Source organism: Methylobacterium sp. P5_C11 (genome assembly GCF_054049775.1).
In genome coordinates, this window is the sequence record NZ_JBFULS010000027.1 from 1 (window position 1) to 14,640 (window position 14,640).

Sequence of the window (14,640 nt, forward strand, 5' to 3'; positions counted from 1 at the left end):
GTGAATGACAAATCTGATCTATTCAAATTATTCTTTGATTTTAAAGAAGGCATTTCATCCCAAAATATCGGGAGAAGAACTGAAACAGATCGTCAATGGATCTTAGGAAAGATTGAAATAGCTGGCATCGAACGCGAGCCTTGGGAAATTGTCGGCTACGGATCAAATATTGTGGATCAGATAAAGCGCGAGAGAAGTAGTTCGTCTGATTTTAGGAGAGCTATTCGGACAAACGATTGGTCGGCAACTTTTGGTAGCTTCTTCGGGAATGTGGTCTGGATTTATTTAAGTGGAAGGGTCGTGCTCACATAGCTGAAGGAATGATTATATCGAAAATACGCCCTCTCGATTCGATACAAGACTTGAATCTGTCTAAGCTGTAGTACTTCACGTCGTAATAGTCTCGGTACTGTAGCGCGGGAACCGCGCCATAGGGTCCGCCAGCATCATCAGGGTTGGTGTCTCGTATCGCCGGCCCACCGATGCAACGGTATGGCCGGTTATGGCGTCGCGTAACTGTTCCTCGATGCCCGCTCCTAATGCGCACGTCTTCCAAGTATGCCGCCATCCGTAGCTGGAATGGACGCTCCAGATCGAGTTTTACGGTCTCGCGGATCCATCTCCCGAGCTTATGGCTTCAAAGCTCTCCGAGCGACGTGGCCGCCTCGCCCCTGTGACGTCTATGGTCCTAGAATACGGGCAGGGCGTTTGGATTTGCCTCTCCCCGTTATCGTTTGTCGCTCTGATAGTTGCTGATCAGCAACATGTGCGTTCATTGGTGGTATAGATGCGGCAATTCGTCCAAGAAAATCCAGCCTTGAAGTGCCTCTATTTCATGCCTCTACTGCCGCTATTATTCGATCTAAGCCCTTGTTATTATTGTTGTTAGAGCCCCGTAATAGGCCGGTTCCGCGATCAGGCCGGCATTCAGGAGCGCCGTCGCCGCGTCGGTCCCGGCCTTGGCCGCGGCGGCGGCGGCCCGGGTCAACAGCCGGACGTCGACCCCTTCGGCCAGCAGGAACGCGATCTCGGGTGGCAGGGCGGCCYGCTCGGCGGGCGAGCGCTGGAACGACACGCCGCGCGCTCCCCCGGCGGCCCCAGGACGTGATAGAGGAGGGGGGTGAGCCAGTCCCCGCCCCCGCGCTCCGAGAGGAGCACCACCCCTTCCCCGTCGTCAAGAGGCGATAGGACCGCCATCCCATCCTGGGCCGCGGCCGCGGTGATCGCTGCGTTGCTCTGTGGCGGTCCACGGGTCGCCAGCGCGGCGGCGCCCCCGGAGGCTCAGGCTCCCGCCGCCCAGCCGGTCGACACCCCCGTCGTCACGGTGCCGGACTTCTGGAACCCGCGCAGCCGGGGTGAGCGGGTCGAGGCGCCCCAGACCGGCCGGGCCGTCCGCTTCCTCACCGACGACGAGTTCCCGCCGCTGCACTTCGCCGGACCGGACGGCAACCCCACCGGCTTCGTGGTCGAACTCGCCCGGGCCGTCTGCGAGAAGCTGTCGATCCCCTGCACGGTGCAGGCGCGCCGCTTCGACACCCTGCTCGATGCCCTCGACGGCAAGCAGGGCGACGTGGTCGCGGCCGCGATCCCCCTGACCGCAGCCCTGCGGCAGAAATTCCTGGCGACGCGGCCGTATTTCCGCTGGCCGGCACGCTTCGCGGCCCGGACCGACAAGGGCCTGCCGGTCCCCTCGGCGGCGGCGCTGGCCGGCCGCAGCGTCGGGGTGATCGGCAACAGCGCCCATGCGGCCTACCTGAAAGCTTTCTTCCCCAAGGCCGTAGGCAAGGACTTCACCGACCTCGCGGCGGCCGAGGGCGCGCTCAAGCGCGGCGAGATCGACTACCTGTTCGCCGACGGCCTCAACCTCGCCCTCTATGTCGGTGGCCAGGACGCGGAAAACTGCTGCGCGCTGATCGGCGGCGACTACCTGGAGAACCGCTATTTCGGGGAGGGGATCGGCCTGATCACCCGCCAGGAGGACGCGGCCCTGTCCCGGGCGCTGGACGACGCGCTCCAGCGGGTCTGGGACGACGGCCGGTACACCGAGCTGTACCTGCGGTTCTTCCCGGTGAGCCCGTTCTGAGGGCTTTCATCGCCCGCGGGAATCGGGAATCCTGCCCGCCGGGCTTCGGTTGCCGGATTGCAACCTGACGGATCTGCGCGAGAAGGCCGTGGCGAAGGCGCGCGACCTGTCCCCGGACCTTCAGGACGCGATCGCCCGCCTCATGCCGGCCTTCGTGGGCGAAGAGGGCTCGGTCTACCGGTTCACCCCAGAGGAAGAGGCGGAGGTCGACGAATCCGAAGCCCGCGGCGATTACGCGACCGAGGCGGAGATCCGCGCCGTCTGGGCCAAGGATCGGCTCCAAGAGCCTGTTTGACTCGGGACTTCCCATCCTCGCCCTCATCCTGAGGTGCCGCGCAACGGCCTCGAAGGAGAGCTCCAGCCAGCGCAGCGGTCTCTGGATGGCTCCTTCGAAGCCTCCGCTGCGCGGCGGCACCTCAGGATGAGGGCGAGATTCGGAGATCCGAAATTCGGGACTCGTCCTGGCACGATCAGGAAGCCGAGCGGATCAGGCGTGCGTCTGCCAAGCCGAGACGAGGTGCGCTGTCACAGGCCTCACGCGCGGGCCGGCGATGGAACCCCGCAATGCACCACCGGGCGTTCCGCTCCGGCGCGAACCGCTCTAGGGTGCGCCCTCCCAAACACGCATCCCCGAAGACATGCCAGCCGCTCCCCCAGCCCTGACCCTCGACGCCGACGTGATCGCGGCCGCCGCCACCGCCGCCGCCTGGCCCTTCGAGGAGGCGCGCAAGCTCTTGGCGCGGATGGAGAAATCCGGCAAGACCGAGGTGCTGTTCGAGACCGGCTACGGCCCCTCGGGCCTGCCGCATATCGGCACGTTCGGCGAGGTCGCCCGCACCTCCATGGTGCGCCACGCCTTCCGGGTGCTCACCCGCGACGCCGTGCCGACCCGGCTGATCGCCTTCTCGGACGACATGGACGGGCTGCGCAAGGTCCCGGACAACGTGCCGAACCGCGCGATGCTGGCCGACCATCTCAACCAGCCGCTCACCCGCGTGCCCGACCCGTTCGGCACCCATGACAGCTTCGGGGCGCACAACAACGCCGAGTTGCGCCGCTTCCTCGACGCCTTCGGGTTCGCTTACGAGTTCCGCTCGGCGACCGAGTGCTACCGCGCGGGGGTGTTCGACGCGACGCTGCTGCGCGTGCTGGAGCGCTACGATTCCGTGATGGAGATCATGCTGCCGTCGCTGCGGGCCGAGCGCTCGGCGAGCTACTCGCCGTTCCTGCCGCTCCACCCGGTCACCGGCCACGTCATGCAGGTGCCGATCGACGAGGTGAAGGCGGAGAGCGGCACGATCGTGTGGCGCGATCCCGCGACGGGCGAGCGCTACGAGACCCCGGTGACCGGTGGCCACGCCAAGCTGCAGTGGAAGCCCGACTGGGCGATGCGCTGGGTGGCGCTCGGTGTCGATTACGAGATGGCCGGCAAGGACCTGATCGATTCGGTCAAGCTCTCGGCCAAGATCGCCCGGGCGCTCGGCGGCGAGCCGCCGGAGGGTTTCAACTACGAGCTGTTCCTCGACGAGAAGGGACAGAAGATCTCGAAGTCGAAGGGCAACGGCCTGACCATCGACGATTGGCTCAAGTACGGCACGCCGGACTCGCTCGCCCTGTTCATGTACAACAAGCCCCGCGAGGCCAAGCGCCTGTTCTTCGACGTGATCCCCCGGCACGTGGACGAGTATATCGGCTTCCTCGACCGCTATGCCGGCCAGGACGCGAAGCTGCGGCTCGGCAACCCGGTCTGGCACCTCCATGCCGGCAACCCGCCGGTGCCGGAGCGGGTCGAGGGCGCGAGCCTGACCTTCGCGATGCTGCTCAACCTCGCCGCGGTGGCCAACACCGAGGATCCGGCGGTGCTGTGGGGCTTCATCCGCCGCTACGCGCCGCAGACCGGGCCGGAGACCCATCCGGGCCTCGACCGGCTGGTGAAGCACGCCCTGACCTACTTCTCGGACTTCGTGCGGCCGGCCAAGACCTACCGGGCGCCGACCCCCGAGGAGCGGGCCGCCCTGGAGGACCTGTCCGAGACCCTCGAGGAGCATGCCGGCTCCACCGACCCGGAGGCCCTGCAGGCGGCGGTCTACGAGGTCGGGCGGCGCCACTTCCCCGACACGTCCGGCAAGGCCAAGAGCCCGGACGGGCGGCCTGGCGTGTCGCAGGCGTGGTTCACGAGCCTCTACAACGTGCTGTTCGGCGAGGCGCGGGGACCCCGCTTCGGCTCCTTCGTGGCGCTCTACGGCGTGGCGGAGACCCGGAGCCTGATCGGCGCGGCCCTGTCGGGCGCCCTGGTGGCCGAGCACGAAGCCTTCGTGGCCGGCAACGCCAAGGTCGCATCCCCGGTCGCGTGAGGGCGCCATGATCGTTGACGATCTCGCCGCGCTGGAGGCGCTCTACAGCACGCCCCCGGCGTCCGCCTCCACGGTGAAGGTGGCGGCCTCGGTCACGCCGGATTACGCGGCGCTGATCGCGGCCTCGCCCTTCGCGGTGCTGGCGACGAGCGGCCCCGAAGGCCTCGATTGCAGTCCCCGCGGGGATCAGCCGGGCTTCGCGCGGGTCGCCGATCCGCGCACGCTGATCCTGCCCGACCGGCGGGGCAACAACCGGATCGACTCGCTCCGCAACATCGTGCGCGACCCGCGGGTGGCGCTGCTGTTCCTGATCCCGGGCTCGGGGACGACGCTGCGGGTGAACGGGCGAGCGGTGATCTCGGCCGATCCGGATCTCCTCGCCACGTTCCGGGTCGACGGCCACGCGCCGCGCACCGCCCTCGTGATCACGGTCGCGGAGATCTACTTCCAGTGCGCGCGGGCGATCATCCGGGCCGGGCTGTGGGATCCGGAAGCCCGCGTCGACCCGGCGACCCTGCCGACGCCGGGGGCGATCCTGGCGGCGCTGACCGCGGGCGAGGTCGGCGGCCAAAGCTACAACGCGCAGTGGCCGGAGCGGGCGGCCAAGACGATGTGGTGAGGGCCGGCCCGCCTGCCGGCGCTACGCGAGACCGAGGAACAGCGCGAGGGACCGCGTCACGGCCAGCAGGGTCGCGTCGTCGAGGCGCCCGATCGGCGGGCCGACCTTCTCCCGCCTCACCGACATGGCCTTGTCGATCTGCACTTGGGACGGCTTGTTCAGGCCGTTCTGAGATGTCGGCTGCAGAGTCGGCCGGATCAGCGGCGCGTCCACCAGCGTCGACGAGAGCAGGAGGACCGTCACCGTGCCGGTCTGGGCGAAGGCGTCGGACTGGATCACGAGCGCCGGCCGCGGCTTTCCGAAATCGCCCGCCCTCGCGACGGTGACGAGATCGCCGCGCGTCACGGCTCGGCCGGATCGTCGAGATCGGTGAGAGCGGCATCGAGGAAGGCATGCAGTTCGCGATCGGCCGCATCGGCCTCGGCCACCAGCAGCGCCTGGCGCCGGCATTCCTCGACGAAGCCCGGCCGGCTCGTGTCCGGAACCCAGATCTGCACAGGTCGGAGCCCGGCGGCGCGGAGAGCGTCCCGACGCTTCCGAACGCGCTCGGCGACAGGGTTGGACATCGCCGTCTCGATTTCTGTTACATGTAACAAATAGGGACTTGGAATGGCGGACGTCAAGACGCGGTGCGTGGGGACCCGGACACCGCCGTCCTGGCGAGCGCCGCGAAGCCTCCCGGGGCAGCGCGACAGCGGCAGGCGATGGGCCGACGCCGCCTCACCCCACCAGCGCGAGGTCCTGCGTCTCGGTGTCGGGGATGACGTCGACCTCGACCTTGAGGCGCTGCTTGCCCGAGCCGCTGACGATGCCGTCCACGGGCGCCACGTCGCCGTAGTCGCGGCCGCGGGCCACCACGATGTGGTCGTCGCGCACCGCGACGCCGTTGGTCGGGTCGAGGCCGCGCCAGCCGTCGCCGCACCAGACCGCCACCCAGGCGTGGCTCGCATCCGCCCCGCGCAGGCGCGGACGGCCCGGCGGCGGCACGGTGCGCAGGTAGCCGCTGACATAGGCCGCCGGCAGCCCCATGCCGCGCAAGCCCGCGATCATCACGTGGGCGAAATCCTGGCAGACCCCGGCCCGCAGGGCGAAGGACTCGGCGAGGGGCGTGTAGACGGTGGTGGCCTTGGAATCGAACCGGAAATCCTGGCCGATGCGCAGCATCAGGTCGTGGGCCGCCCCGTAGGCGCCCCGGCCCGGCGCGAAGCTCGCCCTGGCGTAGTCGGTGACGGCGGGCAGCAGCGGCACCCGGCCGCTCGGGTACAGGAAGTGCACCGGCGCCCGCCCGCCGAGGTCGCGCCCGGCCACCACGGCGTCGCGGACCCGCTCCCAAGGCATCCCGGATTCCGGCGGCGGCGGGGCCTGGCGCTCGACGCGCACGGTGGAGAGCGCCTCGACGCTGAAGGTGGTGTGGGGGGTCTCCAAGGTGATCGCCAGCGCGTCGATCCCGAAGTAGTCGCGCCGGATCACGGCGGTGGCCGGGCTCGGGTCGATCGTCACGGCGCTCGCCAGCACGCTCTGGCCCTCGCCATCCTGCGGCTTGAGCCGCAGGGTGCAGCGGGCGAAGTGCACCGGCTTGCCGTAGCGGTAGGTGGTGCGGTGGCGCAGCGTGTAGATCATCCCGGCGCCCGCCCGTCGCCCGCGGTCGCCGGCAAGAGCGCAGGCGCGCCGCAGCCCAGGCTGCGGATCGTCCTCGAGGCGGGAGCGTCAAGGACACACAGCATCAAGCCAGCCCCATCAGCTTCTCGGGGCGCAGCGCGTTCGGCCCGGTGGGGAAGTAGCGGGCCGCGATGCCGTCGGCGAGCCGCTCCAGGTCGGTCGCGAGCGCGGTGAGGCGCACGGCGTCGAAATCCGCGGCCTCGCCGCTGCGCAGATCCGACAGGATCCGGGTGGCGAGGCGGCAATGGGGCTCGGGAATGCCGTCGGCGGCCAGCGCCGGCAGGTCGGCAAGGTGCCGGGCGATCGCCTCCGCCTGGAAGGCGATCGAGCGGGGATTGTAGGGATCGAGCAGGACCATGTCGCGGACCGGGTCGAGGGCCGCCCCCTGCAGGTAGCGACGGCCGTAGCTGATCTGCGAGTCGCAGAGCGACAGCATCACCCCGAGGCAGCCCGGGGTCGCCTCGTCGTTGGCGAAGGCCAGGGCGAAGGCGCCGGTGTTGATCGCCCGCTCGATGCGCCGGCCGAGTTCGATGAAGTGCCAGCCCTCGGCGCGGCTCATGTTCTCGTGGGTCAGGCCCGCGAGGGCCGCGAGATGGCTCAGCGCCCGCTCGGCCCGGCCCGCGAGCTGCGACTCGGTCAGCGCCCGCTCGGGATCGAGGGACAGGAGTTCGTTCAGGTCGGCCAGGACGCGCCAGGCCTCGCCGGAGAGGCGGGCGCGCAGGGCGGCGGCGTTGCGGCGCGCCGCGATGATGTGCGCGCGGGCCGAACCCGGCCGCTCGCGCCCGGAAAGCGCCTCCTGGGCGAGGCGGGCGGTGGGCAGGTCGGCTGCGCCGGTGGCGCCCCACTCGTGCAGGAGGGCGCGCAGCGCCAGGGCCGCCGGCGTGTCGAGGGCGCCCGAGATGTCGGCCCCGACCGCGTCCCCGATGCTGCGCAGATGAGCGAGCACCAGCCGGATCACCGCCTCGCTGCGCTCGAGGTAGCGGCCGAGCCAGAACAGGCCGTCGGCCGCCCGGGCGGGGAGGTGGCCGCCGACCCGGCGCACCCGCGGGGCCGCGTGCAAGCCGATCAGGGGCGCGGCGACAGGCTTCTCCGACAGGACCCAGACATCGGCGGAGCGGATGCCGAGCCGCAGCTCGATCGGGTCGACGTCCTCGCGCTCCGAGACGCGGCAGAAGCCGCCGGGCATGACCTGCCAGCCGAGGGGCGTCCGGGTGGCGAAGACGCGGACCGCGAAGGGGCGTGGCACCAGGGAGAGGCCGGCCTCGCCGCGCTCCCAGCCCGGCATGGTCGAGAGCGGCGCCGCCTCCTGGGCGACGTAGTCGAAGGGCCGGTCGCGCAGGGCCGCCACGACCCGCGCGCGCTCGGCCGCCAAGACCGGCCCCGCCAGGATCGCGTCGCGCCCCGCCCCGCGCTGGGGCGTGGCGGCCGGGCGCAGGGTCAGGCTGTCGAGGTTGGCCTGGGCATGGGCGAGGCCCTCCAGGTCGCCGCACCACCACGTGCGCGGATGGCCGAGCCGCAGGGGCTCGCCGAGCACCCTGCGGGCGATGCCGTCGAGGTAGGGGGCGAGCGCCGCCGATTCGACGAGGCCCGAACCCGGCATGTTGGCCATCACCAGGGAGCCGTTGCGCAGGGCGTCGAGGATGCCCGGCACGCCGAGCCGCGAGGCCGGGTTCAGTTCCAGAGGGTCGAGGAAGTCGGCGTCGATCCGCCGCCACAGGGCGTCGGCCCGCTTCAGCCCCGCGACGGTGCGCACGTGCAGGCGGCCGTCGCGCATGACGAGGTCGTCCCCCTCCACCAGCATCAGGCCGAGATAGCGGGCCAGCGCCGCCTGCTCGACATAGGTGCTGCTGTAGGGGCCGGAGGTCAGCAGGCAGATCCGCGGGTCGACCCGCTCCGCCCCCAGGGCCAGCCCGTCGCGGAACGCCTGGAAGAAGGCCGGCAGGCGCTCGACGTGGAGGTCCTGGAAGAAGTCCGGGAAGGTCCGGGCCAGGACCATGCGGTTCTCCAGCGCCCAGCCGAGCCCCGAGGGCGCCTGGGTCCGGTCAGCCAGAACCTGCCAGCGCCCGTCCGAGCCCCGGCCGAGATCGGCGGCGTAGAGCTTGAGGTAGTGGCCGCCCGGGGGGGCGACGCCGTGGAGCGGATGCAGGAACTCCGGCGTGCCGGCCACGATCGCGGCGGGCAGGAGCCCCTCGGCGACCAGCCGCCCGTCCCCGTAGACGTCGGCGAGGATCGCCTCCATCAGCTCCGCGCGCTGGACGATCCCGGCGCTGAGCGCCGCCCACTCGGCCCCCTGGATCACCAGGGGCAGGCAGCCGAGCGGCCAGGGATGCTCGCGCTGGTCGCCGGCGATGCGGAAGGAGATGCCGGCGTCCCGGATGTGTCGCTCCGCCGCGACGAAGCGGGCCGTGATCTCCGGCTCGGTGAGGGCGCCGAGACGGTCGAGCAGGCGCGGCCACGCCCCCCGGGGCTGGCCGTCGGAGCCCAGGAACTCGTCCGGCCGGCCGGGTTCGGGGCGATAGCCCGCGACCCAGCGCGCGACGCGCGCCTGCGGGCTCTCCGCGGGCTCTCCGCGGGCGGTGCTGGCCGCGAGCGCGGCGTCCATCACGGGGTTCCGGTCATTGCGGGGCCGGCGTCCGCAGGTCGAGGGTGAGGGGGAACTCGGCGCTCGGTTCCGGAGGCGGCATGTCGATCCGGCCGGGGGTGTGGCCGTTCGGCTGGAACCGGGCGAGGCGGCGCCCCTCCGCCTCGTAGGCGTTGACCGGATGGGTCTCGTAGTTGCGGCCGCCCGGATGGGCGACGTGGTAGCGGCAGCCGCCCAGCGACCGCCCGCTCCAGGCATCGAGGATGTCGAAGGTGAGCGGCGAGTGGGCGGGGATGGTCGGGTGCAGGGAGGAAGCCGGCTGCCACGCCTTGAAGCGCAGCCCCGCCACGGCCTCGCCGCCCCGGCCGGTTCCGGTCATGGGCAGGCGGCGGCCGTTGCAGGCGATGACGTGCCGCTCGGGCACGAAGCCCTCGACCTTGACCTGCAGCCGCTCGACCGAGCTGTCGACGAAGCGCACGGTGCCCCCGCTGGTCCCTTCCTCGCCCATGACGTGCCAGGGCTCCAGCGCCTGGCGCAGCTCCATCCGGACCCCGCCCTGCTCGACCGTGCCGAAGACCGGGAACCGGAACAGGGCCTGCGCCTCGAAGGCGACCGGATCGAAAGCGTACCCCGCCGCCCGGAGATCCTCCAGCACCGAGAGGAAGTCGGACCAGAGGAAATGCGGCAGCATGAACCGATCGTGGAGGTTCGTGCCCCAGCGGACACAGCCCCCGGTCTGCGGCTCCCGCCAGAGCCACGCCACGAGGGCGCGCAGCAGCAGCTGCTGGGCGAGGCTCATCCGCGCGTCCGGCGGCATCTCGAAGGCCCGGAACTCCAGGAGGCCGAGGCGCCCGGTGGGCCCGTCCGGGGAGTAGAGCTTGTCGATGCAGATCTCGGACCGGTGGGTGTTGCCCGTGACGTCCACGAGGATGTTGCGGAACACCCGGTCGACGAGCCAGCGCGGGATGTTGGGCGCGTCCGGGGCCGGGATCTGGGCCAGCGCGATCTCCAGTTCGTAGAGCCCGTCGTGGCGGGCCTCGTCCATGCGCGGGGCCTGGCTCGTGGGTCCGATGTAGAGGCCGGAGAACAGGTACGAGAGCGCCGGATGGCGCTGCCAGTAGAGCACGAGGCTCTTGAGGAGGTCGGGCCGGCGCAGGAACGGCGAATCGTCCGGCGTGACGCCGCCCATGACCACGTGGTTGCCGCCGCCGGTGCCGGTGTGGCGCCCGTCGGTCATGAATTTTTCCGCGCCGAGCCGGGTTTGCCGCGCATCGGCGTACAAGTCGGTGGTGATGGCGACCGCCTCCCGCCAGGAGGCGGCCGGGTGGACGTTCACCTCGATCACGCCCGGATCGGGGGTGACCTTGATCACGCCGATGCGCGGGTCGTAGGGCGGCTCGTAGCCCTCGAGGTGGATCGGCAGGCTCAGGGCCGCGGCCGCGGCCTCGAGATGGCCGGCGAGTTCGAGATACTCGTCCACGCGCTGCACCGGCGGCATGAACACCCGCACCACGCCGTCCCGGGGCTCGATCGACAGGGCCGTGCGCACCGCCACGCCGGTGATGCCGGAGCCGTTGACGGTGGCCGCGCCGGGATGCCCGTCGGGGAGGGGCGGCCGGGGCTCCAGGGGATCCTGCGGCTGATAGTAGGGATAGTGCTCCGGCGGCACGTAGGGCAGGGACGACAGGGGCAGGCGGAAGCCCACCGGAGAGTCACCCGGGACCAGGAAGGCGTCGCCCCGGCGGAATGCCCAGGCCTCCGAGATCCAGACCCGGTCGGAATCGCCGTCCGTGCCGGTGGGCAGGCTCGCGAGCGGCAGGACGTAGCCGGCCGGCTCCCCGAGGCCCCGCTCGTAGACCCGCCTGATCCGGGCGTCGAACTCCACGGAGCCGGACCGGGCCGCGTCGGGCGTGACGTTGACCGGCAGGTCCGCGGCCTTCTTCTCCCAGAGGTCGCCGTCCTCGAAGGCCGGGATGACGTAGTCGACGAGGCCGAGGCGGCGGGCCACGGTGTCGGCGAGGGCCTTGGCCTGCGCGATCGTCGCGGCGCCCGCCTCTCCGGGGGCGGCCTCCGGGGCGATCAGGTCCGGGTTCCGCCAGATCGGCTGGCCGTCCTTGCGCCAGTACAGCGCGAAGGCCCAGCGGGGCAGGCTCTCGCCGGGATACCACTTGCCCTGGCCGTAATGGAGCAGCCCCCCCGGGCCGAACCGGTCGCGCAGGCGCCGGATCAGCTGGTCGGCGAGGCCGCGCTTGGTCGGGCCGACGGCGGCGATGTTCCACTCGGGCGATTCGAAATCGTCCACCGACACGAAGGTCGGCTCGCCGCCCATGGTGAGCCGCACGTCCTGCGCGGCGAGGTCGGCGTCGACCCGCTCGCCCAGCGCGTCCATGGACGCCCAGACCGCCTCCGAGAACGGCTTGGTGATCCGCGGCGTCTCGGCGACGCGGGTGATGCTCATCCCGAAATCGAAGGTGGTCTCGGCGGGCTCCATCGCCCCCGAGATCGGCGCGGCCGAACGGTAATGCGGCGTCGCGGCCAGCGGGATGTGGCCCTCGCCGGTGAGCAGACCCGAGGTCGCGTCCATGCCGATCCAGCCGGCGCCCGGCAGGTAGACCTCGGCCCAGGCATGCAGGTCGGTGAAGTCCGACGCGGTCCCGGCGGGGCCGTCGACCGCGGTGGTGTCGGGCACGAGCTGGATCAGGTAGCCGGAGACGAACCGGGCGGCGAACCCGATCCGGCGCAGCACCTGCACGAGCAGCCACGCCGAGTCGCGGCAGGAACCACTCTTGAGCCGAAGGGTCTCGGCGGGCGTCTGGACGCCGGGCTCCAGGCGCACGCCGTAGGCGGTCTCCCGGGCGATCTGGGCGTTCAGCGCCACCAGGAACTGCACGGTACTGGGTTCGTCCGGAAGGCGCGCGAGCAGCGCCTCCATCTCCGGACAATCCGCGTCGACCGGCGCCCGGTAGGGGGCCAGTTCCTCCGCGAGGTCCGGGTCGTACGCGAAGGGGTGGGTCTGGGCGTAATCCTCGACGAAGAAATCGAACGGGTTGATCACCGCCATGTCGGCGGTGAGGTCGACCTCGATCTTCAACTCGTCGGTCTTCTCCGGGAAGACGAGGCGGGCGAGCCAGTTGCCGCTCGGATCCTGCTGCCAGTTCAGGAAGTGGTTGGCCGGCGTCACCGTGAGCGCGTAGGCCGGCACCTTGGTGCGCGCATGCGGGGCCGGACGCAGGCGGATCACCTGGGGGCCGAGGCTGATCGGCCGGTCGTAGCGGTAATGCGTGACGTGGTGCAGGGCGGCTTTGATCGACACGATGGCTCCGTCTGAAGGATCGAATGCGGCCTCGTAGCCGGTACCGGACATCGCGGCAGGTCGAACGTCGGCCCCCACCGCGCGGTTATGCGACACAGATCGGGCCACAAGCAATTTTCGTGCGGCGGCGCGCGCCCGTCGGGCGTATGGCAGGAACTTTGCCGCCCGGCCCCGCTTGATCGCCAGATGGGTCGGCCGCCGGCCCGGGACCGCACGATGAAGATCTTCCAGTGCCAAGCCTGCGACCAGCCGGTCACCTTCGAGGCGACCGGCTGCGAGAGCTGCGCGCGGCAGCTGGGCTATACCTGCGCGGTCCACGAGGTCTCGGCCCTGGAGCCGCAGGGTCTCTCGGCCCATCCGCGGATGGGCGGGGCGCAGGTCTTCCACGCCTACGCGGATCCCGGCCAGCGCTACCGCCTGTGCAACAACGCCCTCTCGGAAGCCTGCAACTGGCTGGTGCCGGAGGACAGCCCGGACATCTACTGCACCGCCTGCCGCCACAACCGCGTGGTGCCGGACCTGTCGCAGCCCTGGAACCTCGCCCGCTGGCGGCAGATCGAGGCGGCCAAGCACCGGCTGTTCTACTCGCTGCTGCGCCTGGAGCTGCCGCTGGCCACCCGCGCCCAGTACACGGACGGGCTGGCCTTCGATTTCCTGGTCGATCCCTCCGAGAGCTTTTCCGGGGGCGTGCCGGTGCTCACGGGCCACATCAACGGCCTGATCACCATGAACATCGCCGAGGCCGACGACGTCGAGCGGGAGCGCCGCCGGATCCTGTTCGGCGAGCATTACCGCACCCTGCTCGGCCATTTCCGGCACGAGATCGGGCATTACTTCTGGTACCTGCTGGTGATGAACAGCCCCACCATGGACTCGTTCCGGGCGCTGTTCGGCGACGAGCGCCTGAACTACGTCCAGGCCCTGCAGGCCCATTACGCGCGGGGTGCGCCCGCCGACTGGGGCGAGGCCTACGTCTCGGCCTACGCCACGGCCCATCCGTGGGAGGACTTCGCCGAGACCTTCGCGCATTACCTGCACATCGTCGACACGGTGGAGACCGCCTCGACCTTCGAGCTGCACGTGCGCCCGCGCCTGCGCCACGGGCAGGCCGCGCCGACCGTGATCGACTTCGACCCCTACAACACCCTGGATCTCGACCGGCTGATCGCGGCGTGGCTGCCGCTGACCTACGCGATCAATTCGCTCTCCCACAGCATGGGCCAGCCGGCGCTCTACCCGTTCAAGCTGACCCCGACGGTGATCGCCAAGCTCGCCTTCGTGCACGAGCGGATCTACGCCTCCCGCACCGGCCTCCTGCCGGATGCCGGCGAGGCGGGCGCCGAGATGCTCCGGGCGGTGATCATGGGCCTGCGCCAGAAGGTGCCGGCGCCGACGGTGTGAGGGCAGGACGGGCGACGCCGACAGCCCGCCTCTGCGAGCCGAGCGACGCAATACCCGTTGCGCGGCGCTGATCGCGGTGGCCGCGCTGGGTCGCTTCGCTGCGCGCGCGATGACGGGAGGTCGGTCGGACGGGCGCCTCACGCCCCCCCGTGCCGCTCCGCGAAGGCGCGGAACGCCGCCAGGGTCTCGGCGCTGACATGGTGCTCGATCCCCTCGGCGTCGCGCCGGGCCGTCTCGGGGCTCACCCCCAGCGCGCACAGGAAGCGCTCGACGATCCGGTGGCGCTCCCGCGCCTGGGCGGCGAGCTGGCGCCCCGCCTCGGTCAGGAACACGCCGCGATACGGCCGCTGCTGGACGAAGCCGTCCTCGCACAGGCGCTTGAGCATCTTGGCGACGGTCGGCTGCGCCACGCCGAGGCGGGCCGCGATATCCACCTGCCGCGCCTCGCCGCCGTCGCCGATCAGGTCGTCGATCAGCTCGACGTAATCCTCGACCAGCTCGGAGCGCCGCGCCTCGCGGGCCTGGCGGAAGCTCTCCACGTGGCGCTCGGGATCGACCAGCACGGTCTCGGGCGAGCCCTGCTCGGACGGTTCCTGCATCGGCTCTCCCCCTCGGCACGCACACGCCGCC

General features: G+C 70.7%; 13 protein-coding genes. 6 read left to right on the plus strand and 7 right to left on the minus strand.

Features of this window, described 5'->3' with window-relative positions:
• Positions 1-312 (plus strand): hypothetical protein (locus ACXJKQ_RS15650; protein ID WP_457106653.1); only part of this gene is annotated, 312 nt, incomplete at its 5' end.
• Between the two features lie 550 nt (positions 313-862).
• Here ACXJKQ_RS15650 and ACXJKQ_RS15655 read toward each other — a convergent pair.
• Positions 863-1,075, minus strand: coding sequence for a hypothetical protein (locus ACXJKQ_RS15655; RefSeq protein ID WP_457106654.1), 213 nt, complete (start codon positions 1,073-1,075; stop codon positions 863-865).
• A 156-nt stretch (positions 1,076-1,231) separates the two neighbouring features.
• On the opposite strand from ACXJKQ_RS15655, the gene ACXJKQ_RS15660 reads away from it, so the two are divergent.
• From ACXJKQ_RS15660 to ACXJKQ_RS15675, 4 genes are all read left to right on the plus strand, one after another.
• Positions 1,232-2,083, plus strand: coding sequence for a transporter substrate-binding domain-containing protein (locus ACXJKQ_RS15660; protein ID WP_457106691.1), 852 nt, complete (start codon positions 1,232-1,234; stop codon positions 2,081-2,083).
• Between the two features lie 88 nt (positions 2,084-2,171).
• Positions 2,172-2,378: a hypothetical protein gene (locus tag ACXJKQ_RS15665; protein ID WP_457106655.1), complete on the plus strand. Its 207-nt coding sequence runs from the start codon at positions 2,172-2,174 to the stop codon at positions 2,376-2,378.
• A 343-nt stretch (positions 2,379-2,721) separates the two neighbouring features.
• Positions 2,722-4,437, plus strand: coding sequence for a lysine--tRNA ligase (locus ACXJKQ_RS15670; RefSeq protein ID WP_457106656.1), 1,716 nt, complete (start codon positions 2,722-2,724; stop codon positions 4,435-4,437).
• 7 nt (positions 4,438-4,444) lie between these two features.
• Positions 4,445-5,056, plus strand: coding sequence for a pyridoxamine 5'-phosphate oxidase family protein (locus ACXJKQ_RS15675; protein ID WP_457106657.1), 612 nt, complete (start codon positions 4,445-4,447; stop codon positions 5,054-5,056).
• A 21-nt stretch (positions 5,057-5,077) separates the two neighbouring features.
• On the opposite strand, the gene ACXJKQ_RS15680 is transcribed toward ACXJKQ_RS15675, so the two are convergent.
• The 5 genes from ACXJKQ_RS15680 to ACXJKQ_RS15700 form a co-directional block, all read right to left on the minus strand.
• Positions 5,078-5,401, minus strand: coding sequence for a type II toxin-antitoxin system PemK/MazF family toxin (locus ACXJKQ_RS15680; RefSeq protein WP_457106658.1), 324 nt, complete (start codon positions 5,399-5,401; stop codon positions 5,078-5,080).
• Entirely contained in the window at positions 5,398-5,622 is a 225-nt protein-coding gene (locus ACXJKQ_RS15685) for an antitoxin MazE family protein (RefSeq protein WP_457106659.1), read from the minus strand. The genes ACXJKQ_RS15680 and ACXJKQ_RS15685 overlap by 4 nt, the downstream gene beginning before the upstream one ends.
• A 154-nt stretch (positions 5,623-5,776) precedes the next feature.
• Positions 5,777-6,676 (minus strand): transglutaminase family protein, encoded by a 900-nt coding sequence (locus ACXJKQ_RS15690; RefSeq protein WP_457106660.1) that lies wholly within the window; start codon positions 6,674-6,676, stop codon positions 5,777-5,779.
• Between the two features lie 103 nt (positions 6,677-6,779).
• The gene (locus tag ACXJKQ_RS15695) at positions 6,780-9,317 is read right to left on the minus strand and encodes a circularly permuted type 2 ATP-grasp protein (protein ID WP_457106661.1); all 2,538 of its coding nucleotides are present in this window, start codon (positions 9,315-9,317) and stop codon (positions 6,780-6,782) included.
• Between the two features lie 13 nt (positions 9,318-9,330).
• Positions 9,331-12,609 carry a transglutaminase family protein gene (locus ACXJKQ_RS15700; RefSeq protein WP_457106662.1) on the minus strand — a complete coding sequence of 1,093 codons (3,279 nt, stop codon included), beginning with the start codon at positions 12,607-12,609 and terminating at the stop codon, positions 9,331-9,333.
• A 216-nt stretch (positions 12,610-12,825) separates the two neighbouring features.
• Between ACXJKQ_RS15700 and ACXJKQ_RS15705 the strand changes: the two genes are divergently transcribed.
• Positions 12,826-14,010 (plus strand): zinc-binding metallopeptidase family protein, encoded by a 1,185-nt coding sequence (locus ACXJKQ_RS15705; RefSeq protein ID WP_457106663.1) that lies wholly within the window; start codon positions 12,826-12,828, stop codon positions 14,008-14,010.
• A 137-nt stretch (positions 14,011-14,147) separates the two neighbouring features.
• Here the strand turns inward: ACXJKQ_RS15705 and mntR are convergent, their stop codons facing one another.
• Entirely contained in the window at positions 14,148-14,609 is a 462-nt protein-coding gene (gene mntR / locus ACXJKQ_RS15710; protein ID WP_457106664.1) for a manganese-binding transcriptional regulator MntR, read from the minus strand.
• Between the last annotated feature and the right edge of the window lie 31 nt (positions 14,610-14,640).